The sequence below is a fragment of the Eikenella halliae genome, assembly GCF_001648475.1.
In the GTDB taxonomy this organism is placed as follows: domain Bacteria; phylum Pseudomonadota; class Gammaproteobacteria; order Burkholderiales; family Neisseriaceae; genus Eikenella; species Eikenella halliae.
Genome location: NZ_LXSQ01000012.1, coordinates 114,243 through 136,542, shown reverse-complemented (window position 1 = coordinate 136,542; position 22,300 = coordinate 114,243). Strand labels below are relative to the sequence as shown.

Annotated in this window: 27 protein-coding genes and 2 pseudogenes; 12 read left to right on the top strand and 17 right to left on the bottom strand. The window is 59.0% G+C overall.

The features are described 5' to 3' along the window. Window positions 1-51: 51 nt before the first annotated feature. The 7 genes and pseudogenes from A7Q00_RS04775 to A7Q00_RS13405 all read left to right on the top strand — a co-directional run. Window positions 52-798, top strand: a complete 747-nt coding sequence (locus A7Q00_RS04775; protein WP_064089478.1) for a beta-ketoacyl synthase chain length factor — start codon at window positions 52-54, stop codon at window positions 796-798. Further along, on the top strand, window positions 777-1,559 hold the full coding sequence (locus tag A7Q00_RS04770) for a lysophospholipid acyltransferase family protein (RefSeq protein ID WP_064089477.1): 783 nt from the start codon (window positions 777-779) through the stop codon (window positions 1,557-1,559). The genes A7Q00_RS04775 and A7Q00_RS04770 overlap by 22 nt, the downstream gene beginning before the upstream one ends. Continuing rightward, window positions 1,552-1,812: a phosphopantetheine-binding protein gene (locus A7Q00_RS04765; RefSeq protein ID WP_064083726.1), complete on the top strand. Its 261-nt coding sequence runs from the start codon at window positions 1,552-1,554 to the stop codon at window positions 1,810-1,812. The genes A7Q00_RS04770 and A7Q00_RS04765 overlap by 8 nt, the downstream gene beginning before the upstream one ends. A 131-nt stretch (window positions 1,813-1,943) precedes the next feature. Then, window positions 1,944-2,204: an acyl carrier protein gene (locus tag A7Q00_RS04760; protein WP_064083727.1), complete on the top strand. Its 261-nt coding sequence runs from the start codon at window positions 1,944-1,946 to the stop codon at window positions 2,202-2,204. Beyond that, complete coding sequence (locus A7Q00_RS04755; RefSeq protein ID WP_064089476.1) at window positions 2,201-2,740, top strand: COG4648 family protein; 540 nt, start codon at window positions 2,201-2,203, stop codon at window positions 2,738-2,740. The genes A7Q00_RS04760 and A7Q00_RS04755 overlap by 4 nt, the downstream gene beginning before the upstream one ends. A gap of 74 nt (window positions 2,741-2,814) precedes the next feature. Next, complete coding sequence (locus A7Q00_RS04750) at window positions 2,815-3,495, top strand: hypothetical protein (protein WP_064089475.1); 681 nt, start codon at window positions 2,815-2,817, stop codon at window positions 3,493-3,495. A gap of 24 nt (window positions 3,496-3,519) precedes the next feature. Further along, a pseudogene (locus tag A7Q00_RS13405) lies at window positions 3,520-3,626 on the top strand (IS5/IS1182 family transposase); the annotation flags it as partial. Between the two features lie 114 nt (window positions 3,627-3,740). Here the strand turns inward: A7Q00_RS13405 and A7Q00_RS04745 are convergent. From A7Q00_RS04745 to A7Q00_RS04730, 4 genes are all read right to left on the bottom strand, one after another. Then, window positions 3,741-5,081, bottom strand: a complete 1,341-nt coding sequence (locus A7Q00_RS04745; RefSeq protein WP_064089474.1) for a M16 family metallopeptidase — start codon at window positions 5,079-5,081, stop codon at window positions 3,741-3,743. Window positions 5,082-5,210: 129 nt separating this feature from the next. After that, window positions 5,211-6,521 (bottom strand): M16 family metallopeptidase, encoded by a 1,311-nt coding sequence (locus A7Q00_RS04740; RefSeq protein ID WP_064089473.1) that lies wholly within the window; start codon window positions 6,519-6,521, stop codon window positions 5,211-5,213. A gap of 151 nt (window positions 6,522-6,672) precedes the next feature. After that, a complete protein-coding gene (locus A7Q00_RS04735; RefSeq protein ID WP_064089472.1) occupies window positions 6,673-7,437 on the bottom strand; it encodes a toxin-antitoxin system YwqK family antitoxin in 765 nt (254 codons plus the stop codon). 307 nt (window positions 7,438-7,744) lie between these two features. Next, on the bottom strand, window positions 7,745-9,301 hold the full coding sequence (locus A7Q00_RS04730; RefSeq protein ID WP_179946194.1) for an AmpG family muropeptide MFS transporter: 1,557 nt from the start codon (window positions 9,299-9,301) through the stop codon (window positions 7,745-7,747). Between the two features lie 145 nt (window positions 9,302-9,446). Here A7Q00_RS04730 and A7Q00_RS04725 point away from each other — a divergent pair, with 145 nt between their 5' ends. Continuing rightward, window positions 9,447-9,800: an immunity protein Imm33 domain-containing protein gene (locus A7Q00_RS04725; protein ID WP_064089471.1), complete on the top strand. Its 354-nt coding sequence runs from the start codon at window positions 9,447-9,449 to the stop codon at window positions 9,798-9,800. A 141-nt stretch (window positions 9,801-9,941) separates the two neighbouring features. On the opposite strand, the gene yjgA is transcribed toward A7Q00_RS04725, so the two are convergent. The 3 genes from yjgA to A7Q00_RS04710 form a co-directional block, all read right to left on the bottom strand. Further along, entirely contained in the window at window positions 9,942-10,499 is a 558-nt protein-coding gene (gene yjgA, locus A7Q00_RS04720) for a ribosome biogenesis factor YjgA (protein ID WP_064089470.1), read from the bottom strand. Window positions 10,500-10,657: 158 nt separating this feature from the next. Next, a complete protein-coding gene (locus tag A7Q00_RS04715; protein WP_064089469.1) occupies window positions 10,658-11,530 on the bottom strand; it encodes a lysophospholipid acyltransferase family protein in 873 nt (290 codons plus the stop codon). A 142-nt stretch (window positions 11,531-11,672) separates the two neighbouring features. After that, window positions 11,673-12,542 carry a DMT family transporter gene (locus tag A7Q00_RS04710; protein WP_064089468.1) on the bottom strand — a complete coding sequence of 290 codons (870 nt, stop codon included), beginning with the start codon at window positions 12,540-12,542 and terminating at the stop codon, window positions 11,673-11,675. Here A7Q00_RS04710 and A7Q00_RS13400 point away from each other — a divergent pair. Continuing rightward, window positions 12,531-12,698 carry a hypothetical protein gene (locus A7Q00_RS13400; protein WP_156503735.1) on the top strand — a complete coding sequence of 56 codons (168 nt, stop codon included), beginning with the start codon at window positions 12,531-12,533 and terminating at the stop codon, window positions 12,696-12,698. The two genes, A7Q00_RS04710 and A7Q00_RS13400, sit on opposite strands and share 12 nt — an antisense overlap. A 35-nt stretch (window positions 12,699-12,733) precedes the next feature. Next, window positions 12,734-12,928: a hypothetical protein gene (locus A7Q00_RS13395; RefSeq protein ID WP_156503734.1), complete on the top strand. Its 195-nt coding sequence runs from the start codon at window positions 12,734-12,736 to the stop codon at window positions 12,926-12,928. 40 nt (window positions 12,929-12,968) lie between these two features. On the opposite strand, the gene A7Q00_RS04705 is transcribed toward A7Q00_RS13395, so the two are convergent. The 6 genes and pseudogenes from A7Q00_RS04705 to A7Q00_RS04690 form a co-directional block, all read right to left on the bottom strand. After that, window positions 12,969-13,292, bottom strand: coding sequence for a cupin domain-containing protein (locus tag A7Q00_RS04705; RefSeq protein WP_064089467.1), 324 nt, complete (start codon window positions 13,290-13,292; stop codon window positions 12,969-12,971). Between the two features lie 155 nt (window positions 13,293-13,447). Then, window positions 13,448-13,657 (bottom strand): annotated as a pseudogene (locus tag A7Q00_RS12785) (IS30 family transposase); the annotation flags it as partial. Continuing rightward, window positions 13,635-14,012, bottom strand: a complete 378-nt coding sequence (locus A7Q00_RS14290) for a hypothetical protein (protein ID WP_425387498.1) — start codon at window positions 14,010-14,012, stop codon at window positions 13,635-13,637. The pseudogene A7Q00_RS12785 and the gene A7Q00_RS14290, both read right to left, overlap by 23 nt. A gap of 53 nt (window positions 14,013-14,065) precedes the next feature. Further along, on the bottom strand, window positions 14,066-14,977 hold the full coding sequence (gene gluQRS / locus A7Q00_RS04700; RefSeq protein ID WP_064089466.1) for a tRNA glutamyl-Q(34) synthetase GluQRS: 912 nt from the start codon (window positions 14,975-14,977) through the stop codon (window positions 14,066-14,068). An 87-nt stretch (window positions 14,978-15,064) separates the two neighbouring features. Further along, window positions 15,065-15,727, bottom strand: a complete 663-nt coding sequence (locus tag A7Q00_RS04695) for an NAD(P)H-dependent oxidoreductase (protein ID WP_064089465.1) — start codon at window positions 15,725-15,727, stop codon at window positions 15,065-15,067. 205 nt (window positions 15,728-15,932) lie between these two features. Next, on the bottom strand, window positions 15,933-17,408 hold the full coding sequence (locus A7Q00_RS04690) for an aldehyde dehydrogenase family protein (protein ID WP_064089464.1): 1,476 nt from the start codon (window positions 17,406-17,408) through the stop codon (window positions 15,933-15,935). Window positions 17,409-17,770: 362 nt separating this feature from the next. Here A7Q00_RS04690 and A7Q00_RS04685 point away from each other — a divergent pair, with 362 nt between their 5' ends. Next, window positions 17,771-18,847 (top strand): Ldh family oxidoreductase, encoded by a 1,077-nt coding sequence (locus A7Q00_RS04685; protein ID WP_064089463.1) that lies wholly within the window; start codon window positions 17,771-17,773, stop codon window positions 18,845-18,847. A gap of 96 nt (window positions 18,848-18,943) precedes the next feature. Beyond that, window positions 18,944-19,423: a hypothetical protein gene (locus A7Q00_RS04680; protein ID WP_064089462.1), complete on the top strand. Its 480-nt coding sequence runs from the start codon at window positions 18,944-18,946 to the stop codon at window positions 19,421-19,423. A 125-nt stretch (window positions 19,424-19,548) separates the two neighbouring features. Here A7Q00_RS04680 and A7Q00_RS04675 read toward each other — a convergent pair whose 3' ends face one another. From A7Q00_RS04675 to A7Q00_RS04660, 4 genes are all read right to left on the bottom strand, one after another. Further along, on the bottom strand, window positions 19,549-20,025 hold the full coding sequence (locus tag A7Q00_RS04675) for a low molecular weight protein-tyrosine-phosphatase (RefSeq protein ID WP_064089461.1): 477 nt from the start codon (window positions 20,023-20,025) through the stop codon (window positions 19,549-19,551). Between the two features lie 15 nt (window positions 20,026-20,040). Then, window positions 20,041-20,424, bottom strand: coding sequence for an MAPEG family protein (locus tag A7Q00_RS04670; RefSeq protein ID WP_064089460.1), 384 nt, complete (start codon window positions 20,422-20,424; stop codon window positions 20,041-20,043). Window positions 20,425-20,628: 204 nt separating this feature from the next. Then, window positions 20,629-21,600 carry a histidine kinase dimerization/phospho-acceptor domain-containing protein gene (locus tag A7Q00_RS04665; RefSeq protein WP_064089459.1) on the bottom strand — a complete coding sequence of 324 codons (972 nt, stop codon included), beginning with the start codon at window positions 21,598-21,600 and terminating at the stop codon, window positions 20,629-20,631. 186 nt (window positions 21,601-21,786) lie between these two features. Continuing rightward, window positions 21,787-22,173, bottom strand: a complete 387-nt coding sequence (locus A7Q00_RS04660) for an MAPEG family protein (RefSeq protein ID WP_064089458.1) — start codon at window positions 22,171-22,173, stop codon at window positions 21,787-21,789. Window positions 22,174-22,300: the final 127 nt, after the last annotated feature.

The window sequence follows — 22,300 nt, the reverse complement described above, 5'->3', positions numbered from 1 at the left end:
TTGCTATAATCGCGCCACTTTTTACCAGCCCGAAAAGGCTACCTGAAAACCATGAGTGCCGATTTCCGCCTCCGCTTTTCCATCCAAAGCTGGCACGCCGCCTCCACCCGCCTGCACACGGGCGAAGACTGGTCCGCGTGGGCATCCGGCCGCTTAAACGCCGCCGATTTGCCCGACACGCCGCCGAAGGTGGATTTCCTGCCCGCCATGCAGCGGCGGCGGCTCGGCCTCTCGGCGCGGCTGCTGTTTGCGGCAGCACATCCGCTCTTGGCGGAAAGCGAACCCTGCCCGCTGGTGCTCGCTTCGCACGACGGCGAAATCAACCGCAGCTTCGGCTTGTGGACCACGCTGTTGCGCGACAACGAAGTTTCCCCCACTTCCTTCGGCCTGTCCGTGCACAACGCCCTGGCCGGGCAGTGGTCGATGCTGCGCGGCGACATGAGCGAATACACCGCACTTTCCGTACGGCAGGACGGTTTGGAAACCGCCGTGCTCGAAGCCGCCGGCCTGCTGGCCGATGGGGCAGAGCGCGTGTTGGTGGTGGTGGCGGACGAACCCTTGCAGGCGCAATACCCCGCCGCACCGGCCGAACGCGCGCCCTTCGCCCACGCGCTGGCGCTGCTGCTTACCGCCGGCGAAGAATGGGAACTTTCCCCCGTCGCGCCCGATGACGGCGGCACGGCAAACTGCGGCTATTGGGGCGCAATCGAATGGCTGCGGCAACAGCACTCAGGCAGCCGCCAGTGGATAAACCGTTATGCAGACAAGGCTTGGCAATGGCAGTGGCTTACCCCCTAAGCGCCCGCCTTAACCGCCTGTGGCGATTGCTGGCCACCGGGCTGGGCTTCGTGTTTTTCGGCGTGTTCGGCGTGCTGCTGCAAATCGTGCTGCTACCCTGGCTGCTGCGCCGCTCGCCCGATTTGGCGCAGCAAAAGCAGGCGCGGCGCATGGTGACGCGCACTTGGCTGTGGTTTAGCTATTATTTGATGCGCTCCGGCATTTTGAGCGCGGAATTTGAAGGCTTCGAGCGGCTCGGCCGCCCCGGCCAGCTGATTTTGGCCAACCATCCCTCGCTGCTTGATGTGGTGTTCCTGCTCGGCCGCGTGCCCGAAGCCAACTGCATCGTGAAAGCCGATTTGCAGCGCAATCCGGCCATGGCCGGGCAAATTCGCGCCTGCGGCTACCTGCCCAATCAGGAAGATTTGGATTTTGTCGATGCAGTGCACGAAGTTTTACAGCAGCAATGCCTGTTAGTATTTCCCGAAGGTACGCGCACCGGCTGGGACGGCGTGGTGAAATTTCATCGCGGCGCAGTGTCTATCGGCCTCAGAAGTGCGCAGGTCATCACCCCCGTGGTGATCAAAATGCAGCCGCCGAACTTCAAAAAAGGCCAGCCGTGGTACAAAATCCCGCTGCAAAAACCGGCCTACCGCTTTATCGTCGGCGACGACATCAACCCGCAGGATTGGTTAAACAAACACCCCCTGCCCATCGCCGCCCGCCGCCTCAACGACCACCTGCAACAATACTTCAATGAAAGAAGCTACAAAAATGACTGATTTGAAACAAGAAATCAAACAACTGATTATCGACAGCCTCGGCCTGGAAGACCTCACTCCCGCCGACATCGGCGACGAAGAAGCCCTGTTCGGCGACAGCGGCCTCGGGCTGGATTCCGTAGACGCACTCGAACTCGGCCTGGCCGTGCAAAAACACTTCGGCTTCCAGCTCGACGGCGAAAGCCAGGAGTTGCGCGACAGCTTCGCCAATGTGTCCACACTCGCCGCCTTTGTGCAGAAACACCGCGCCTAAGCCCAAGCCGTTTGCCAAAGGCTACCTGAAAGCAAGTGCAGCGGGCTTCCGCCAAGCCAAAGGTAGCAGGCTACCTGAAACATAGGCCGGGCATGCCTGCCCGGCCGCCACCTATCATTTAAGGAACACCTATGACCGAAACCGAAATCCGCGCCTTCCTGTTCGACATACTGGAAAACATGTTTGAAATCGACACCAGCAACGTAACCGGCAGCACCAACCTCTACGAAGACCTCGAAATCGACAGCATCGACGCCATCGACCTGCTCGACCAAATCAAACGCCAAACCGGCTACAAACTCCAAGCCGACGACTTCCGCAACGTCCGCACCATCGACGACATCGTGGCCGCTGTGTCCAAGCTCTACCAAGAAGCCAAGCCCGAAGCGTGAAAACCGCCGCCAAAATCCTGCTCGGCATCTTGAGCGTACTCTATCCTCTGCTCTGGTATTACGGCCGCGAGCAGGGCTGGTTTTATCCGCTGGCCGGTTTCATGCTCCTGCTCTGGCTCACCCGCGCCGCCATGCAGCGCGATCCCGGCCAGCGGCGCGTTTCCTTGCTGGTGGCCGCCTTCTTCGCCGCCATCCTCCTTGTGAAGCGACCCGGCAGCATGTATTGGTATCCCGTATGGGTAAACGGTCTGCTGTTGCTGCTGTTCGGCCTCAGCCTCACGCAAAAACAAAGCATCATCGAACGCCTCGCCCGCCTGCAACACCCCGACCTCCCGCCCGAAGGCGTGGCCTACACCCGCCGCGTTACCCAAATCTGGTGCGGCTTTTTCGCCCTCAACGGCAGCCTCGCCGCCCTGCTCGTGCTGCTCGAACAATACCGCTGGTGGGCAGTCTACACCGGCATCATCGCCTACATCCTGATGGGTATCCTGATGGGCGGCGAATTCGCCTACCGCAAGTGGGTGTTGAAGTTGTAAAGCCACACAAAGGTTACCTGAAAAATATTTCAGGTAGCCCTCTCTCAACCGTGACTACCCTATCAGAAAATCTAATGAATCTTCGTCTTACTATCCTGCTCATAGTTACCCTTCTCCCCGGTTTAGCCAATACCGCCCCCGTACCGCAGGCTACAAAACAGCAATGTCTGAATTACATGAATGACATGTCGTTGCTTAATAGTGCCTATCAGTATGGAATAACGTGTGTCAGCAGAGGGGTGTGGCCGGAAGGGCGGGAACGTTACTCCCTAGCTGTAAGCAACATCGGTCAAGAAATGCGAACAGCTGGATGTAATCAGAGCAACATGGTCAGTGAAGAAGAAACCCTAGCTATTTTAAAAAGGCATCCGCTTGACCCAGACAGGCAATATTGTCTGTCCACCAAAAACGAAGTAGAGCGCAAATTGGCTCGTTATGGTGCGGAAGCTCCCCCTCCAGCCTCCCAGCAGCAATGCCATAGCTATATGCGTGATACTGCTGATTTGGCAGTTTATATATCTCGTTGTCTCAGCCCTCAACAACAACGGCAAGTTGAAACGCAACTTGAAATGATTGCCTATCGAATTGATCAGACCTATATGGAGCGAAACTGTCCAAACGTGGTTGATGAAAAGGCCATGCTGTCGCTTGCTGAAGAAGCACGAAACCGGCCTGTCTCTCGGCAGTATTGCGCTGCCGCCAGAAGTAATATCGAACGTATCCTGCGATACTACGGCGCACCGGCCAACAAATAATCACGGAGAGGCTACCTGAAAATCTATAGTGGATTAAATTTAAATCAGGACAAGGCGGCGAGCCGCAGACAGTACAAATAGTACGGCAAGGCGAGCCAACGCTGTACTGGTTTAAATTTAATTCACTATATCCATGAAGCTTGGGCATGTGTTGCCCATGCAAAATCTCACACCAAAAAGGCTACCTGAAACTTTCAGGTAGCCTTTTGGTTTGCCCACGCCCGGATCAATCAGGCGGATTGTGCCTAACGCCTTCTGCCGTTGCTGCGGCGGGCGGCGGGTTTGCCGGCTTGGGGCATGCCGACCACGGTGGTGTGCAGGCCGGTTACGCGGCGCTGCCAGGCGGCTTTCACTTCTTCGGCGCTTAAGCGGGAAACGGCTGCCGGGTAGCGGCTGAGGTAGTCGTCGGGCAGGTTGTAGAGGCCGATGAGTTTTAGGTAGCCCAACAGTTCGGCATTGGTGTCGAAGCGCAGGGGGAAGCTGCCCACGAGGCTGGCCTTGGCCTGCGCCAGCTCGGCTTCGGTGGGGCCGTTGGCGGCGAATTCCTGCAACACTTTCTGCGTGTCGGCCAGGGCGGCGGCGGCACGGGATTTTTCGGTGGCGAAGGAAATAGTGAGCGGGCCTCGGGCGCGCAGGGGGGTGAGGCGGGAGGAGGCGCCGTAGGTGTAGCCGTGTTGGTCGCGCAATACTTTCATCAGCCGGCTGTCGAAACTGCCGCCGCCGAGGATGTAGTTGCCCACGGCTAAGGCGTAGTAGTCGGGGTCATTCGGGGTGAGGAGGGGCATGCCCAACACGATGTGCGCCTGGGTGCCGCTGTGCGGCAGGGTTTGGGTTTTAGCCGCGCCATGGGCGGCTTCGGGCAGGGGCGGCAGGGCTTGGCCGGCGGGCAGGTCGCCGGTGAGTTTGCTCACGATTGCTTCGGCCTGGCTGCGGCTGACATCGCCCACAATCGCCACCACGGCGTTGCGGCGGGTGAAATATTGCCGGTGGAAGCGGTGCAGGTCGGCAGGGGTGATGCGGCGGATGGTTTGCTCGCTGGTGCGGGCGGAATAGCCGTAGGGATGGGTGGGGTACACCTGCCGGGTGTTGGCCACGGAGGCGAGGAAATCGGGCTGGGTACGGTTTTGCTTGAGGGTTTCCACCGCGCGGTCTTGCTCGCGTTTGAGCACGGCGGGATCGAAACGGGGTTCAACCAATACGTCGCGCATCAGGCCGAGGGCGGGGTTGAGGATATCCGGCTTGGAGAGGCTGCGCAGGCGCACACCGGAGGTGTCGGCGGTGTTGTAGCTGGAAAGGCTCACGGCCAAATCGGCCACGCGCTGGAGCAGGGCTTCTTCGCCCAGGCTTTTGGTGCCGGTGTCGGCCAGGCCGGCGGCAAAATCGGCTACGCCGATTTTGTCGGCGCTGTCGCGGCTGCTACCGGCATCGAAGGCCACGTCGATATCGACAATCGGGTTTTCATGCCGCTCCACCAGCAGCACTTTGGTGCCCTCGGCGGTTTGCCAGCGCTGAATCGGAATATTCTCGGCCAGCGCGGCGGCGGGCAGCAGGCAGGCCAGCAGCAGGGTGCGGAACAGGGGTTTCATGGGGATTCACTCCTAAATTTGGATACGGTTTGGGCTGCGCTGAAGCGGGCGCTTTCAGGTAGCCTGTTTAATTTAGAACCGGAAGGCTACCTGAAAAATACTCCTACGTTTTCAGGTAGCCTTTGCCGCTTACTTGGATTCGGGATACAGCACCACGGTGGTGTGTTTCTGCGTGAGGAGCCAGCGGGCGGCCTCGCGCACTTCTTCGGCGCTCACGGCCAAGCGGCGGCGGCGGATTTCGTCTTCATCCGTGTAGGAGAAGCCGGCCGATTCCAGCGAGCCGATGTTGGTGGCCTGGGTTTCCATCGAATCTTTGCCAAACTCGCGCGCGGCCAGGCTGCGGTTGCGCACGCGTGCCAATTCATCTTCGCTTACGCCGTGCTCGGCAATCTGCCGCACTTCGTTCAAAAACGCTGCCGTGAGCTGCTCGGGCTTCACATTCGGCGCGGGCGTACCGCTAAATAGCAGCACATCCGGCGAGCGGGTGAGCATATCGTAGCCCAGCGAGGCTTCCACAGCGACTTTGCGGCCGCGCACCAGATTGCGCTCGATGCGGGCAGACATACTGCCGTCGAGCACATCGGCCAACATATTCAGCGCATAGGGCAGATTGTCGTCCACTTTGCGCAGGGCGGGCACCTGAATGGCCAAACCCACCACCGGCGAGCTTACCGGCGCGGTAGAGCGGGCAGAGCGGTTGGCCGTTTGCGGCGGCTCGGTTAGATCGTTGCGCGCGGGCAGCGGATGATCGGGCAGGCGGCCGAACAGTTTTTCCACGTTATTCAGCACTTCGCCCGCTTTCACGTCGCCCACAATCACCAGCGTGGCGTTGTGCGGCGCATACCAGGCGCGGTACCACTGGCGCAAATCTTCCGGCTTGAGCGTGTGCAAATCCGCCTCATAGCCGATAACCGGCGCGCGGTTTTCCGGCTTGGCATAGGCATTCAGATTAATCTGCTCCCACATTTTGCCGTCGGGGTCGTTATCCGTGGTGAGGCGGCGCTCTTCGCGGATCACCTTCATTTCGTTTTCAAAATCAGCATCGCTGAAATTCAGGTTCACCATGCGGTCGGCTTCCAGCTCCAGCACCTGCGGCAGGCTGCCCACGGCAAATTCTTGGTGATACACGGTTTCGTTGCGCGAAGTGAAGGCGTTGTCGCTGCCGCCCAGTGCGGAAATGCGGCGGCTGAATTCGCCGGCGGGCACGGTGGGCGTGCCTTTAAACATCATGTGCTCCAAGGCGTGGCTCAGGCCGGTTTTGCCTGTGTGCTCGTCGGCACTGCCCACCTTAAACCACAACTGCGTAACCGCCACCGGCGCGCGGTGGTCTTCGCGCACAATCACTTTCATACCATTGGCCAGCACGCGCGACTGCGTTTCTGCCGCCGCCGGCACCACAGAAGCCGCCAGCACGGCGGCCACAAGCAATGAACGGAACATAAGTTTTCCTAAAAACGGGAAGAGGCTGCATGATACCGAAATTTTCGGCAAAGGGCACTTGCCGCGGCCAAAACAAAGGCTACCTGCAAACAGGCTCTGCACGTTCTGCGGAGCTGAAATTTTCAGGTAGCCTGTTACAGCTTGCGCCGGCTTAGCGCAGGTGTTTGCTTATCAGATAGTTCATGCGTTGAAAAGCTTCGCGTATCTGGGTTTGCACTTCTTCTGCCGTGGCGCTGCTGCCGTCTTCTTTCCAATATTCGTTTTTAGCGGCATCTTCTTTGCCCACGCTCTGCTGCATCAGCTTGTTGCCGTTGGCGTAATAGTAGGTGCGCACTATGCCGTTGTCGGTGTGGTTGTGGATAATATCGAACATCGGTTTGCCGTTTTCATAGAAACCCCTCAGTTCGAAGGGCGTGTCTTTCACATCGGGCTCGCCCACAATGCTCACAGCCAGCTGGCCGTTTTCGCCATACATACCTGCACGCAGCCGTTTGCCGTTGTGCATTTCAGAAAAATTGGTCAGGCGGCCTTCTGGGGTGTACCACACCACCAAGCCTTCAATCACATCGGAACTGAAGTTTTTCAGCTCGCTGTCTTTACCGATAACCACGGGGTTGATTTGCTTGGTGCGGCTGTCTTGGTAGAAATCCTGCACTACGGCGCGGCCTTCGGCAGTGCGGCCGAGCAGCACGCGGTAGTAGCCGCCTTTCATCGGGCGTTCGGCGACATCGCCGTCGGCATCGTAGTAGGCGATGATGTTTTCCTTGGCTTCGCGCTGGCGCACGGCGGCTGCTGCCTGTTCGGTGCGGGCAGACAGCTGGTCGGCACGGGCGGGGAAGGCTTCGCCGCTGCCGGTGGCGGCACAGGCGCCGAGCAGGGCGGACAATACGGCGGCGGTAAGAATATTTTTCAGCATAATGAGTTGCTCCTAAGAATAAAAACGCTGGGTGGCGCGCAGTCTACACCAAAAGGCGGGCGGCGTGTCTACATGGGAAGGTTACGGCTTGTTTTGTATCAATATTTTTATAGTGAATTAACAAAAGTCGGGACAAGGCGACGAGCCGCAGACAGTACAAATATAGTGGATTAACAAAAACCAGTACGGCAAGACGAGGCAACGCTGTACTGGTTTTTGTTAATTCACTATAGTCAATCAAGATTGGTTTCGTTGGGATTTCGATTTTCAGGTAGCCTTTCTGCCCTGCTTGAGGCTACCTGAAAACCTACCCCTGCAGCGGCAGCTTGCGCCCCACCAGCCACACCAGGCCGAGCACCGGCAGGCCCAGAAGCGCGGTGAAGAGGAAAAAGCCGTCGTAGCCGATTTGGTTCACGATGCTGCCGGAATAGCCGCCCAGCGTTTTGGGCAGGAGCGTCATCAGCGAGCTGAACAGGGCGTATTGCACGGCGGTAAACCGGATGCTGGTGAGCGAGGAGAGGAAGGCCACGAACACGGCGCTGGCCAAGCCGCCCGCCAGATTGTCGAAGGCCACGGCCAAATAGAGGAAGGGCAGGTTGTGCCCCTGCCAAAACAGCAGGATAAACAGCAAATTGGTGGCCGAAGCCAGCACGGCGCCGAGCATCATCATGCGCATCACGGCAAACCGCTGCGCCAAGAGGCCGCCGAAGAAGCCGCCGGCAATCGACATCAGCACGCCGAAGGTTTTCACCGCCCCGGCAATCTCGTCTTTGCTGAAGCCCATATCGGCATAAAACACATTGGCAATCACCCCGGCCACAATATCCGAAATGCGGTATAGCCCGATTAAGGCCAACAGCAGCGCGGCATGGCGGCCGTAGCGTTGGAAAAAATCGGCCAGCGGCAACACCCAAGTCTGCCGCACCACTTCGCCGCGCACCAGCCCCAGCAACACCAACAGCCGACCCGTCAGCACCGCCGCCATCAGCGCCGCCGAAAGCCGAGCGCCTTCCCACAACAGGGAAAGCAGCGGCCCTTGGTTTTCAGGTAGCCACCCGCCAGCCCAGCGGAACACCAGCACAAAGGCTGCTACCGCGCACACAAACAAGCCCACCAGCCGCGCATTGTCGCCCAGCGCCAAGCCGGCCGGCCGTTCGCGTTTTACCGCAGGCTCGGCCACCCACAGCGTGGTGAGCACGCCGGCGCCCATGGTGGCCGCCATCAGCCAATAAGTGTTGCGCCAGGCGGCATACAGATAATGCCCCTTTTCCGAGCCGAAGCCGCTGGCCAGCCACAACGCGCCCGCCCCGGCCACAATCATGCCCACGCGGTAGCCCGCCGTATAAGTGGCCGACATCACCGACTGCATCGCCGCATCGCCCGGCGCGCTTTCGATGCGGTAGGCATCAATCACCACGTCCTGCGTGGCCGAAGAAAAGCCGAGCAACACCGCCGCTGCCGCCATCCACGGCAACACCGCCGCATTGGCCGGATTGAGCGCGGCCATCGCCAAAATCGCGGCGATAATCAGCCCCTGCGCCAGCAGCAGCCAGCCGCGCCGCTGCCCGAAACGGCGCGTGAGCCACGGCAGCGGCAGCGCATCGATTAAGGGCGCCCAGATAAATTTGAAGGAATAGCCCAATGCCGCCCAGCTGAACATGGTCACCGTGGCGCGGTCGACGCCGGCTTCGGTGAGCCACAGCGAGAGGCTGGAGAAAATCAGCAAAATCGGAATCCCCGCCGCAAAACCGAGCAACAGCATGGCGATGGCGCGGCGGTCGGTATAGCCCGCCCACGCGCGCCGCGGCGGCGTTTGGCCGTCGGTATGGGAAGAATCGGCTGGGCGTTGGCTGGATGAGGTCATGGTGCTGCTCCGCTGCGGGGTAAAACTGGAAAACGCGGCATTATAGCGCGTTTGCCGAAACGGCAAGGTTAAGCCACAATCGGGATGGATGCCCTCCCCCTGTTCAGCATATCCCAAACAGCGAAATCAAAAGGATGAAATCGCGATGCCCAATCAAGCCCAGCTGGCCGCAGCCCAGCAAAAAATTTGCACGCAATACGGCTCAGCGTTTGCACCGCTCCGGCCAGACGATACGGTTGCTATCGCGTTGGATTCCATCGGCCTGCAGCCGATAGCCGGGCGCCGGGAAGTGAAACTCAGCCATGATCCCAACGAAATCACTTGGTTTATCTACTGCGGCGAATATCTTGATGACGACGACTTTTTCAGCCCGGTTCACGTTTCCCATTTGGCCGAAATGTTGCCCGAAGTGCTGCCTTATTTGGCCTTATCGGAAGGGTTCGGATTTATCATCGACCATGATGGCTATGAAGACGTTTGGTGTTTTATCGCGGATTAAATACGGCGTTGCCCTGCCCCATTTTGATTTTCATCCGCTATCACCTCGCCCCGACACCACCGGCAAACAAAATAAAGGCTACCTGAAAACTGGAAAACCGTTTTTCAGGTAGCCTGTTCTTGCTGGCCAGGGCTAAACCGCTTATTCCTGCTCTCCGCCCTGCCCGTCTTCCTCCTCCGGCATATCTGCAGCGGGGTTGTCTGCCTCCATCGCTTCTTTCAGGTAGCGGTAGAGCGCACGAAAGTGTTTGGGCGGCTTGGTCTGCTCGCGTTCCTTGCGCGTGTTGCGAATCAGGGTGCGCAACTGGCCGGCTTCGGCAGCAGGGTAATCGCGCAGGAAGGCGGTGAGCGCATCGTCGTTTTCCAACAGGGTTTCGCGCATCTGCTCCACACGCTGCAAGAAGGCGTTGTAGGCAGCGTGGCTGCCCTGCAGTTTGTCGAGAAACTCGCGGATCGGCTCCGGATCAAGATCGCGCATCAGGCGGCCGATGTATTGCGTTTGCCGCTTGAGCGCGCCGTTGCTGTTGATTTTCTTATACATGGCAATGGCTTCGCGCAATTCCTCGGGCAATTCGATTTTCTTCAAGGTGTCGCCGGAAAGGCGGGCAAGCTGCATGCCCAAATCCTGCAAATCGTGCATTTCTTTTTTGCGGCGGGTTTTGCTTACCCATTCCTGCTGGTCGTCTGGCTGCTGTTGCATAGCGGTTTTCCTAAATCAAGTTGGCGGTATTTTATAGCTGAAACAATGATTGCCCCGCCTCGGGCGGCACGGTAAACCGGCTCGGCAGGAAGACGGAATATTTTATGCCGTGCTTGCCTGCGGCGGCTTTCAGGTAGCCTTTTGCCCGCCACCACTGCTTATTCCTGCGGCGGCAGCGGCGCACCGGCGGGATGTTTGTAGCGGTTGTAGGCAAACAGGTATTGCTCGGGGAAGCGGCGCACCCAGTTTTCCACGTTGCGGTTGATGATTTCGGCGTCGTGGGCTTTGTCGCCGTTGAAGCTGTCTTCCACAGGCTCAACGTGTAGGGCGAAGCCGCGGTTTTCAGGTAGCCTGATGCCGGCGAAAAACAGGGGGCGCACGTTTTTTACTTGCGCGAGGCGGCCGGCCAGGGTCATGGTGTAGGCGGGGCGGCCGAAGAAGGGCGCCCATACGCCGTCGCCGTGTTCGTCGGGCACGTGGTCGGGCAAAACGATGGTGGCTTCGCCCTGGCGCAGGGCTTGGATGATTTGCTTCACGCCGTGCAGGTTGGTGGGGGCGGTGCGGCCTTTGTCGCGCACGCGGCCGGCCTGCATGATGTCGTCTAATATTTTGATTTTCGGCGGCTTATACATGGCGGTGAGCGGGAAAGGCAGGCGGTGGCTGATGTAGCGGCCGGCGAGGTCGTAGTTGCCGATGTGGGGGGTGATGAGCAGCAGGCCTTCGCCGGCATCGAGGGCGGCCTGAATGTGTTCCCAGCCGTGGGTTTCCACGAATAGTGCGGCCACCTGCTCGGGGCTGCGGAAAAAGGCCAGCGGCAGCTCGAGCGCGCCTTTGGCGGTTTCGCGGAACACGGCGCGGACGTGGGCGGCATCGTTGGGCAGCCCGGCGGTGTGCAGGTGGTTGCGGATGCGTTCGCGGTCGGCGCGGGCGAAACAATAAAGCAGGCCGCCTGCGCAGTGGGCGATGAAGTGCAGCACGGAAAGCGGCAGTGCGGCCAGGGTTCGGAAGAGGAAGAAAACGAGGGTGCGCATGAGGACGGCGTTAGGGAGGATTTAAAGCGGTTTGGCGGTATTGTAATGGAAAAAGGCTACCTGAAAACAGACCGGGGCTGTTTTTCAGGTAGCCTTTTGCCTGGCGGCGGGCATCATCCCTTCCGTGACGTTTCACGCAGCCTTATGCCGCCTGCCGCTTCTCCAGCAGCTTCGGCGCCACCACCGCAACCGCCGTGGCGGCAATCACCAGCGCAATGCCCAGCCACGACAGCGCGGAAACGCGCTCGCCCAACACCAGCACCGCCAGCAGCGTGCCGAACACCGGCTCGGAGGCGGTGAGCATGCCGGAGAAATTGGCCGGCACGCTGCTCATGCCCTTGTTCCACAGCGTGTAGGAAAGCCAGCTGCAGCACACGCCCAGATAAAGCAGCCCCAGCGTGCCGGGCAGGTTCCAATTGATGTGCAGGCTGTCGGCAAAAGCCAGGCTCACCGGCAGGCACAACAGCGGCGCCACAGCCATGGAAAGCGACGTGAAGGCGGGTGCGCCGATTTGGGCCACCATCCGCTGTGTGGGGCGCATGGTGGCACAAAACACGATGCCGCCGCCGAACACCAGCAGGCAGCCGAGCAGGCTGACGCCACCCTCCCCGCCGCCGCCGCCAATCAGGAGCGCCACCCCGACAAAGGCCGCCAGCCCGCACAGCCAGTGATACCAACGGGCACGGTCGTGGAAAAAGAAGTGGCCGATAAACACCATCAGCAGCGGCTCCAGCCCGACGATGGTGGAAGCGCTGGCGGCGGAAGTGTATTTCAGCCCCACGAACTGCAGCGCGAGCACCACCACATAGTTGCAAAACGACAGCCACAGCAGCGGCCGCCAATGCCGTTTTTCCAAGCCGCGCCCGAAACGCAGCGCGGCGGGCAGCACCAAGATAGCGGCCAGCAACAGGCGGCACAGCAGCATCAGGAGCGGATCGGTCATGGTGTAGGCGTATTTGGCCGCAATAAAGGCACTGCTCCAAAGCAGGAGCGCGATGATTTGGTAAAGCACGGTGTTTCCTTAGCCGAAGCGCGGCAGGCGAAAAAGGCGGCAGTTTACTCCGCACCGGGCGGCCGGGCAACGGACGGCGCAGGGCGGCAAACCAGCGTATCGGCGGGCTTCGGCGGGCTTTATCCATTTCCCGCCGCCATGCAAAAGGCTACCTGAAAGCGAAGCTCCAACGCAGTTAAAATGCGCCGGGTTTGCACCTTGCCGAAACCGCGCTTTCAGGCAGCCTTTGGGTGGCCGCCGGGCTTAAGAATCCGATTGACGGCTTTTCAGGTAGCCTGATGGGGGATGGGCTACCTGAAAAATGTTGGGTTTATCAACCCAACCTACTTTACTGCGTTGGTGCTGTGTTTTTTCAGGTAGCCTGCGAGGGGCTACCTGAAAACTGAAATCACGTGCGTGCGTTCCGCACACACCCTACCACGCGGGCTACGCTTGCTCGGACGGGTCGGGTAGCTCAATCAGCACCACCGAGCAGCCGTTTTCCGAACGCGGGCGGTGCGATACCGACTTCGGTACGACCGCCATCTCGCCTTCGCGTATCGTCATGCTGCCGCCGTCGGCGAAGTCCACCGCCATGTCGCCTTCCACGGCAAACAGCACTTTGTCGCTGTATCCGTGCGTGTGCCAGCCGTAATCGCCCAAAAGTTTGACCAGGCGGAATTGGAACCCGTGGCGGTTGATGATTTCGGGCTGCCAGTATTCTTTGATGGCGGCAAGGTGCTGTTTCAGGTTGATAGTTTCGTTTTGCATGGGGGGTTCTCCTATGGGTTAGGTGGTTTACGATGCGGTTTGTCGTTTTGGCTTCGTTGCAGGCTGCTTTTCACTTCGTTGAAACTGTGCTTTAACTTCGCAGAAACTCCGCTTCCTTCGGAAGCTCCGTTTTCAGACAACCTTGAATTCGGATTTTAAGTGCAACACTCGGATACTAGCGGTTGGAATAGATTCAATAATAAAACACTTGGCGTTTCGCAGCCAAGTGGTTTTCCCGGCCGGCGGTTCAACTCATCTTGAACCCTGCGTATCTCCCGATCACCGATGTTTCGGAAATCGGTTTGTTTGGGGAAATATTGTCGGATGAGTCCGTTGGTGTTTTCATTCAGTCCTTTTCCCCAATTTAGCAAATCTCAAGCCTTCCTCCAGCTTGGTTGGCGGATAGATATCGATGCAACCGTTGTCGATATGAAATTTTGTACTCATAAATCCATTCCTTATAGATTGTTTTTTACTTTTACGGTTTTGCACCGATTTCTGCATTTGCCAGTAGCAGAGGGCAAGGCTGTCTTTGAAAAACCGTTGATTACTTGTTTGGCGGTTTCGGGCTGCCTTGGCCCAACACCGTACCCCGCCGCCATGCAAAAGGCTACCTGAAAGCGAAGCTTCAACGCAGTTAAAATGCGCCGGGGTTTGATTGCGGATGATAAAGATAAAGCAGCGCAGATAGTATATAAGTAATACAGCAAGGCGAGCCAACGCAGCAGCATCCTTATCTTAATCCGCTATAACGCAGAGGCTACCTGAAAGTTTCAGGTAGCCTTATTTGCTGCTGCCTCAGCCACGATCGGCCGGGTGGGCACGGTTTGCAGCTGCCAGTGTTGCACTGCCCAATCCAGCAGTTCTTGCGGCTTATCCACTGCGGGCGCGGGCGGCAGTTTCAGGTAGCCCATCACTTGGCGCAGCAGGGTTTCTTTGCGTTGCAAATCCAGTGCGGGGGCGAGAGTTTGTTTCGACCATTTCTGCCCTTCGGCATTGGTAAGCAGGGGCAGGTGGGCGTAGTGCGGGGTAGGCAGGCCGAGGCAGCGTTGCAGCCAGATTTGGCGCGGGGTGGACACGAGCAAATCCTGCCCGCGCACGATGTGGGTGATGCCTTGTTCGGCGTCGTCGGCCACCACGGCGAGCTGATAGGCCCACAGGCCGTCGGCGCGCAGGAGGACGAAGTCGCCGATGTCGCGGGCGATGTTTTGCGCATAACGGCCGACGATGCCGTCGGTGAAGGCGATGGTTTCATCGGGCACGCGCAGGCGCCAGGCGGGCACTCTGCCGGCGGCTTCGGGCGGCGGGGCGGCGAGCTGTGCGCAGGCGCCGTTATAAACGAAGCCGTCCGCGCCCTGCCGCGCTTGGGCGTGCCATTGTTTGCGGCTGCAATAGCAGGGGTAGGCGAGGCCGCTTTGCTGCAGGCTTTGCAGGGCGGCGCGGTAGAGGGGGTGGCGGCGGCTTTGGTAGGCCACTTCGCCGTCCCATTCGAAGCCGAATGCTTCGAGGGTGCGCAGGATATGGGCGGCGGCGCCGGGCATTTCGCGCGGCGGGTCGAGGTCTTCCATCCGCACCAGCCAGCGCCCGCCCTGCGCCCGGGCATCGGCGTAGGAAGCCAGGGCGGTGAGCAGCGAGCCGATGTGCAAAAGGCCAGTGGGGCTGGGGGCGAAGCGTCCGATATACATGGGGGCTTGGTTTAATAGCGATGAAACTGGGTTTTCAGGTAGCCTCTGTGCGGGACGGAGGCTACCTGAAATTGGATAATCAAAGGTTTATTCCACCCATTGCACAATCTCTTCCATCGGCAGGCGGGTTTTGGCGCGCGGCTCTTCGTTGCGGTAGCCGAAGGCGGCCATGAGGCTGACGCGGTATTCGGCGGGGTCGAACAGGCCTTTTGCGGCCAAGAAGGCATTAACTTCTTCCTGCCGGAAGCCTTCGATCGGGGTGGAGTCGATGCCGATAAAGGCGGCGGCGGTCATCATATTGGCCAGGGCGATATAGCTTTGTTTGCTGGCCCAATCGTGGAAGGTGCGCGGGCTTTCGGTGATGCGGAAGTTGTGTTCGGCAAACTGCTGGAAGAAACCTTCGCGCATTTCCACGATGTGCGGCGGAATATGGTGCACCCCGCTCCACATTTTGTGCCGGTAGTCCGGCTGCATTGCGGCTTGGGTGCGGGCGAGGAATACGATAAAGTGGCTGCAATCCATGATTTTATCTGCCGCGCCCCAAGCCAGCGGTTTGAGCTCGGCACGCAGCGCGGGGTTTTGGATCACGAGAAAACGCCACGGCTCCAGCCCGAAGGAGCTGGGCGACAGGCGGCCGGTTTCCAAAATAAATTCGAAATCTTCACGGCTGATCTTTTTGGCCGGGTCGTATTTCTTGCAGGCATAGCGGCGGTGGAAGGCTTCAAGGACGGTTTGTTTGGTATCCGGCATGGCGGTCTCCTGAAAGAGGCGGTGAAAAAGGGAAAAGCATAGCGGGGGCATGGGTGGAAGTCAAAAAGGCTGCTTGGCAGGTTTCAGGTAGCCTGTTCCATCAGAAGGCTACCTGAAAAACCAAACGGTCAAGGCAAAGCCGCCTATCGGGCGCAAAAAAGCTGCCGGAATTTCCGGCAGCTTTCGCGTTTCGGCACACGGCAAATCAATACATGCCTTCGCGCTCTTCGCGGGTGGAGATGTAGATGTTTTTCACCTGGGTGTAGGCGGCGAGCATCATTTTGTGGGTTTCGCGGCCGATGCCGGAAGTTTTGTAGCCGCCGAAGGGGGCGCCGGCGGGCAGGCGGTTGTAACAGTTCACCCACACGCGGCCGGTTTCCAGGGCGCGGGATACGCGCAGGGCGCGGTTGATGTCGCGCGTCCACACGCCGCCGCCGAGGCCGTAGTCGCTGTGGTTGGCCATTGCGATAACTTCTTCTTCGGTTTTGAATTTAATCACGGTGGCCACCGGGCCGAAGATTTCTTCTTGGGCGATGCGGCTGTGGTTGCTGTCGGCGGCAATCAGGGTGGGCTCGACAAATTCGCCTTTGCCCAATTCGCCTTCTACTTTTTTACCGCCGGTGATGATGCGGCAGCCTTCCTGCTCGCCGATTTTGACGTATTTCAAAATGGTTTCAAGCTGACCGGCGTTCACTTGGGCGCCCATTTGGGTGTCGTCTTCCCAAGGCAGGCCGACTTTCACTTTCTTAAACTCTTCGGCCAGCGCGGCTACGAATTTGTCGTAAATGCCTTCCTGCACGAAGATGCGCGAACCGGCACAGCACACTTGGCCTTGGTTGAACAAAATGCCTTTTTGCGCGCCTTCCAAGGCTTTGTCGAAAGGCATGTCGTCGAAGAAGATGTTGGCGGATTTGCCGCCCAATTCCAGGGTGGACGGAATCAGCAGCTCGGCAGCGGCGATGCCCACGCGGCGGCCCACTTCGGTGGAGCCGGTGAAGGCGAGCTTGTTGAAGCCTTTGTGGTGCAGCATGTATTCGCCGGATTTGCTGCCTTTGCCGGTAATCACGTTGAGCACGCCTTTGGGCAGCAGGTGGTTCACTTTTTGGGCGAAAGACAGCAGGCTCAGTGAGGTGCTGGAAGAGGGGTGGATAACAATGGTGCAGCCGGCGGCCAGCGCGGGAGCGATTTTCCAGGCGGCCATGAGGAAGGGGAAGTTCCACGGAATGATTTGGCCAACCACGCCGATGGGCTCGCGCAATACGATGGAGAGGTCTTCTTCATCCAGTTGGTTGGCCGTGCCTTCCTCGCCGCGGATCACGCTGGCGAAATAGCGGAAGTGGTCGGAGGCCAATGGAATGTCGGCGGCACGGGTTTCGCGGATGGGTTTGCCGTTGTCGAGCGTTTCCTGCAGGGCGAAGAGTTCGGCATGCTCATCAATCACATCGGCAATTTTGTTCAGAATGGCGGCGCGCTCGGTGGTGGTGGTTTTGCGCCAGGTTTTAAACGCGGCCTGTGCGGCGGCTACGGCGGCATCCACGTCGGCGTCGGTGGCATCGGTAAATTTAGCCAAGAGTTCGCCGTTGGCGGGGTTGTGCGATTCCAGCAGGTTGCCGGGCTTTGTCCACTCGCCGTTGATGAGCAGACCGTATTCGCGGTCGAAAACGTTCAGATTTTTAGCCATTTCGTTGGTTCTCCTAAGAATTGCGGGGCTGGTTGCCCACTTCCGATAACATAAACAGCATTCGATCGATGCTGTGGGCGCAGCATATTCTTTTTTGCCAACTCTTTCAAGGATGCAGCTTCCCCAACCGGGCTTGTTTACCGATTAAAGGCTACCTGAAAGCGAAGCTTCAACGTGGCCAAAACGCCGCGCAGGCTACCTGGCCGCGCCGTTGTTTCCTCAAGGCTTGCACGCTCTGCCGTTTGGGATGAAAATGGCAATATAACAATAAATAATCAGCCTGCCGCCGCAGCCGCGGGCGGGCAAAACACATCAGGCCGGAACCGGTTTTTTGTTGCCGCAGAAGCGGAGGAGGATAAGCAATGCAAACGATTAAAAAAATTGATGCCGCAGCCCTACGCGCATTTACCGAGGCCGCCTTTAAGGCATACGGCTTCGTGCCGGACGAAGCGGCGCAGATTACCGACGTGCTGATGGCGGCCGACCTCTGCGGCGTGGACACGCACGGTTCGCAGCGGCTGGAAATGTACCGCCAGCACATCAACGGCGGCTTCGTGCGCATCGGCGCCCGACCGGAAACCGTGTTTGAAACGCCCGTGTCGGCCGTGGTGGACGGCCATGCCGCGATGGGGCAGCTCGTTGCCCGCTATGCCATGCAGATTGCCATCGACAAGGCCAAACAAAGCGGCATCGGCATGGTGTCGGTGCGCAACTCCAACCATTACGGCATCGCCGCCTACTACAGCAGCATGGCCGCCAGCCAAGGCCTGGTGGGCATTTCCATGACCAACTCCTTCCCCATCGTGGTGCCCACCTACGGCCGCACCCCGATGATGGGCACCAACCCCATCGCCGTGGCCATCCCAGCCAGCCCGACCGATTTCAGCCTTGATGCCGCCACCTCCGTGGTTGCCTTCGGCAAACCCGAGGTCTACCTCAAAAAAGGTCTGACCGCCCCGCTGGGCTGGGCGATTAACAGCCAGGGCGTAGACGAAACCGACCCGCAGATTATCGTGGAATGCGTACGCCAAGGCTTGGGCGGCGGCATGTATCCCTTGGGCGGCAGCAGCGAGCTGTTCGGCAGCCACAAAGGCTACGGCTACGCCGTGCTGGTGGAATTCTTCTCCGCCTGCCTCTCGCAAGGCACCACGTCCAACCACACCATGAAAAACGGCCATGCCGGCATCTGCCACCATTTCGCTGCCTTCAATCCGGAAATCTTCGGCGATGCCCAAGCCATCCGCAGCCGCTTCAGCGCCTACCTGCAAGAGCTGCGCGAATCGGCGAAAGCCGCCGGCCAAGAGCGGATTTACATCCACGGCGAAAAAGAAACCGAATGCTGCCGCGAACGCAAACAAAGCGGCATCCCCATCCTGCCCAAAACGCTGGATGAAATGCGCCGCTTGGCCGAGGAGCTCGGGCTGCCGTTTGAGTGGTAGGGCTTGGATACGGCCGTGATAAAGGCTACCTGAAAATTTGGAAAGCAATTTTCAGGTAGCCTGACGCAAGACAGCCACCAACAACACATACCTTCTATGACCGGACAAAAACAATATCCCAAAACCTACCGCTTCAGCCCCAACCCCGCCGGCAAACCCTACCAACCAGACCCCGCCAACAAAGAGCGTGATTTGGAAACGGCGCGGCGGATACAGCGGAGGCTGCTGTATCCAAAATTCGGTTTTCTCACCGGATTCCTGCCACTGTTCATAGCCATGGTGTATGAAAAGCTAACCGGTGAGCCGGTCGAAGGCTTCATCATCTTCGGGTTTTGCTATCTGTTTACGGTTTGGCCGCTGGCCATCGGTCTCACCCTGCTTTTCGGCAGCTGCCCCTACTGCCATAAGACCCAAGGCCTCAACGGCCGGGTGTATACCCTGACCGGCCGCGAAATTTCCACCTCGCGCGGCGTATCGCCGTTTATCACGAAATGCATCCGTTGCGGCGCGCCCTTGTCGGTGAAGGAAGTGGAAGCTGCCTACCGTCGGCTGGAAAAGCAGGAAAAGGCTACCTGAAAGTTTTTCAGGTAGCCTTTTATAGTGAATTAACAAAAACCAGTACAGCGTTGGCTCGCCTTGCCGTACTATTTGCTCGCCGCCTTGTCCTGATTTAAATTTAATCCACTATAGCATTCGTCTGACTAAGGCCGGTTGGCCAAATCTTTTTCAATCTTATCCAGCAACGCAGAGCAGCAGGCGGTGAGGATGCGGCGGGTTTCGTTGAAATTGCCGGTATACCACGGGTCGGGAACGTGGCTGTAACCGCTATCGGGCAGAAGGTCGGTTATCTTGAAGATTTTGCCGGGGTGGCGGCCGAAGCGTTGTTCCAGTTCGGCCAGGTTGTCGTCGTCCATGGCCAGCAGGTAGTCGAAATCGGCCAAATCCTGCGTGCGCACGCGGCGGCTCATAAAGCCGCTGCTGTCGATGCCTTCGTCGGAGAGGATTTCCAGGCTGCCGCAATGCATGCCTTCGCCGTCGTGCCAGCCGGATGTGCCCGCGCTGGCGGTGTGCACCGGCAGGCCGCGGGCGGCGGCCATGCTGCGGCAGAGATATTCGGCCATCGGCGAGCGGCAGATGTTGCCCAGGCAAACGAACAAAACCTTAACGGGGCGTTCCATAAGGCTACCTGAAAATCAAACGGCGGCAATAAACAAAGCCACAATGCACAGCAGGTTCACGCCGAACATGGCCGAACGCAGCGTGGCTTTATCGTTGATATAGCAATAGATAAAGGCGATGCGGCTGGCCACGAAGAGCAGCGCCCAGAAATTGATGGTGAACTGGGCGGCGTTGCCGGTGGCGTGGGCGATGATCACGGCGGCGGCAAACGGCGGGAAGGTTTCGTAGCTGTTTTGCTGTGCCGCATCGGCGCGCGCAGCCTTGCCTTGGGCGCGGGCCAGGAAGGCGCGCGGGTTGTGGTTGTCGGCCGGGGAAAAGCCGGCGCGGTATTTGGCATAGGCGGCGCAGAAAATGGGCAGGAAAATGGCGAAAAAGATGCACCAGTAGGCTAAGGTCATGATGTGTTTGCTCCTATGGGGTTAAAGTGTTGATTTTCTCCCGCCGACAATACTACCCGGCAGGAGGAACATTGCTTCAGCCGTAATGGGTTGGAAAGATTGGTTTTGTGCGAAGCGTGATTATACACGGGTGCAAGACAGATGGGCTGTTTCGGTCAGCAGGCGGAATGGGATAACACAATGTTGGCAGGCTACCTGAAATTTTCAGGTAGCCTCTTTCACATCGGGAAACACCAGCCGCGCTTCCACGCCGTTTTCGCGGTTGGCGAGCATCAGGCGGCCGTGGTGCAGGCGCATGATTTCGGTGGTGAAGCTCAAGCCCAGCCCGCTGCTGCGGCTGCCGTCGGCGCGGGGGAGCGAGTAGAAGCGTTGGGGGATTTTGGCCAGCGCGTAATCGGGAACGGGGCTGCCTTGGTTGTAAACCGCCAGTTCGGTGCGGTTTCGGCTGCGGGTGAGGCTGAGGCGGATTTCGCTGCCGGTTTCGGCAAAATCAATGGCGTTGTAAAGCAGATTGTCGATGGCTTGGCGCAGCAGCAACGGGTCGCCTTGAACGGCGTGGGGTAGGCAGTTGAGGGCGATGTGCAGTTGTTTGGTTTGCAGGGCGGCGCGGCTTTCTTGGGCGGCTTGGGCGGCCAGGCTGGACAAATCAACGGTTTGGATGTCGTTCAGGCTGTCGCGGTTTTCCAGGCGGGCGAGTTCGAGCAGGCGGGCAATGAGTTGCTTTTGTTTTTGGGTGTTGCGGCGGATGCGGTCGAGCAACTGCTGTTGGTCGGGGCTGAGGGGGCTGTCTTGCAGCAGTTCGAGGGCAGCCTGCTGGGCGGTGAGCGGGGTTTTGAGTTCGTGGGTGAGGCCTAAGACATAATTTTCAATGTGTTGGCGGTGGTCGAGTTCGTCGCGCAGGTGGGCGACGGCATTGACGAGGCGGTAGAGGTAGCTGTCGCCGAATTGGGGTTGCGGGGCTGGGCGGTTGGCGGCCATGGCTTCGGCATAATGGCGGATGCGGCTGATGCTGCGGGCAAGCCACCAGGCGAGTGTGCCGAGCACGGCGAGGTTGGCGGCGAGCAGGTGGGGGACGTAGGGGCTGCCGTGCGCCAGTGCCCACACGGTGAGCAGGAGGAGGATGCCGAGGATGGCAAAGAATAGGCGGAGGCTGAGGTGTTGGAAATATTTGAGCATGGGGAGCTTGGTTTGGGGTTTCAGGCTGCCTGAAAGCTGCCTTGGAACGACGCGTGGGCAATAAGTGCCCACCCTACGGAGCGTATCCGTTTTCAGGTATGGTGGATATGCTGGGGGCTTGGAGGCTACCTGAAAAGTGATATGGCTTGAACGCAGGGCATTTATGCCTGCGTGGTTTGCGAAAACCTAACAGGCGGCGATAAACAGGGCAACGATACACATCAAGCAGCCGTACCAGATATTGGAGCGCAAGGCGGCCTTATCCTGTGCGTATGCCCAAATATAGGCGGCGCGCAGTAGCAGGAACAGGGCGGATAGGATATTGACCGTGCTTTGCGCGGCTTCGCCCGTGGCGTGGGCGATGATGACGGCGGCGGCATAAAGCGGCAGCATTTCGTAGCCGTTCTGTTCTGCGGCAAAAAGCCGTGCCGCTTTGCCAGATGCCTGTGCGCTGTGGCGGCGGGGCTCGCGGTTGGCTTCGGCATCAAGCAGGCGGGCGGACTTTTTGGCCAAGAGGGAACACAGGCTGTTGAGCAGAGCAAAAACGAGTATGCTGAAATAGGCGAAGGTCATCGGGGTTTCCTGATTATTGGGCAGTTCTGGCATGGATAGCGTTCGCTCCGGCAATCGGATTCCGAGCTGTATAGGCTGCATTGGCGGGCGGGCACTGGCTGCCACCCTATGAAACCGAACGGGAAAG

Excerpts from the sequence above, each read along its gene's own strand:
- A7Q00_RS04675 (WP_064089461.1), bottom strand. The coding sequence starts at position 20,025 with ATGGAACGCCCCGTTAAGGTTTTGTTCGTTTGCCTGGGCAACATCTGC.
- yjgA (WP_064089470.1), bottom strand. The coding sequence starts at position 10,499 with ATGCAACAGCAGCCAGACGACCAGCAGGAATGGGTAAGCAAAACCCGC.
- A7Q00_RS04725 (WP_064089471.1), top strand. The coding sequence starts at position 9,447 with ATGCCCAATCAAGCCCAGCTGGCCGCAGCCCAGCAAAAAATTTGCACG.
- A7Q00_RS04760 (WP_064083727.1), top strand. The coding sequence starts at position 1,944 with ATGACCGAAACCGAAATCCGCGCCTTCCTGTTCGACATACTGGAAAAC.
- A7Q00_RS04775 (WP_064089478.1), top strand. The coding sequence starts at position 52 with ATGAGTGCCGATTTCCGCCTCCGCTTTTCCATCCAAAGCTGGCACGCC.
- A7Q00_RS04660 (WP_064089458.1), bottom strand. The coding sequence starts at position 22,173 with ATGACCTTCGCCTATTTCAGCATACTCGTTTTTGCTCTGCTCAACAGC.
- A7Q00_RS04705 (WP_064089467.1), bottom strand. The coding sequence starts at position 13,292 with ATGCAAAACGAAACTATCAACCTGAAACAGCACCTTGCCGCCATCAAA.
- A7Q00_RS04735 (WP_064089472.1), bottom strand. The coding sequence starts at position 7,437 with ATGCTGAAAAATATTCTTACCGCCGCCGTATTGTCCGCCCTGCTCGGC.
- A7Q00_RS04690 (WP_064089464.1), bottom strand. The coding sequence starts at position 17,408 with ATGGCTAAAAATCTGAACGTTTTCGACCGCGAATACGGTCTGCTCATC.
- A7Q00_RS04745 (WP_064089474.1), bottom strand. The coding sequence starts at position 5,081 with ATGAAACCCCTGTTCCGCACCCTGCTGCTGGCCTGCCTGCTGCCCGCC.
- A7Q00_RS04730 (WP_179946194.1), bottom strand. The coding sequence starts at position 9,301 with ATGACCTCATCCAGCCAACGCCCAGCCGATTCTTCCCATACCGACGGC.
- gluQRS (WP_064089466.1), bottom strand. The coding sequence starts at position 14,977 with ATGTATATCGGACGCTTCGCCCCCAGCCCCACTGGCCTTTTGCACATC.
- A7Q00_RS04715 (WP_064089469.1), bottom strand. The coding sequence starts at position 11,530 with ATGCGCACCCTCGTTTTCTTCCTCTTCCGAACCCTGGCCGCACTGCCG.
- A7Q00_RS04685 (WP_064089463.1), top strand. The coding sequence starts at position 17,771 with ATGCAAACGATTAAAAAAATTGATGCCGCAGCCCTACGCGCATTTACC.
- A7Q00_RS04740 (WP_064089473.1), bottom strand. The coding sequence starts at position 6,521 with ATGTTCCGTTCATTGCTTGTGGCCGCCGTGCTGGCGGCTTCTGTGGTG.
- A7Q00_RS04680 (WP_064089462.1), top strand. The coding sequence starts at position 18,944 with ATGACCGGACAAAAACAATATCCCAAAACCTACCGCTTCAGCCCCAAC.
- A7Q00_RS04670 (WP_064089460.1), bottom strand. The coding sequence starts at position 20,424 with ATGACCTTAGCCTACTGGTGCATCTTTTTCGCCATTTTCCTGCCCATT.
- A7Q00_RS04750 (WP_064089475.1), top strand. The coding sequence starts at position 2,815 with ATGAATCTTCGTCTTACTATCCTGCTCATAGTTACCCTTCTCCCCGGT.
- A7Q00_RS04765 (WP_064083726.1), top strand. The coding sequence starts at position 1,552 with ATGACTGATTTGAAACAAGAAATCAAACAACTGATTATCGACAGCCTC.
- A7Q00_RS04695 (WP_064089465.1), bottom strand. The coding sequence starts at position 15,727 with ATGCCGGATACCAAACAAACCGTCCTTGAAGCCTTCCACCGCCGCTAT.
- A7Q00_RS04770 (WP_064089477.1), top strand. The coding sequence starts at position 777 with ATGGCAGTGGCTTACCCCCTAAGCGCCCGCCTTAACCGCCTGTGGCGA.
- A7Q00_RS04665 (WP_064089459.1), bottom strand. The coding sequence starts at position 21,600 with ATGCTCAAATATTTCCAACACCTCAGCCTCCGCCTATTCTTTGCCATC.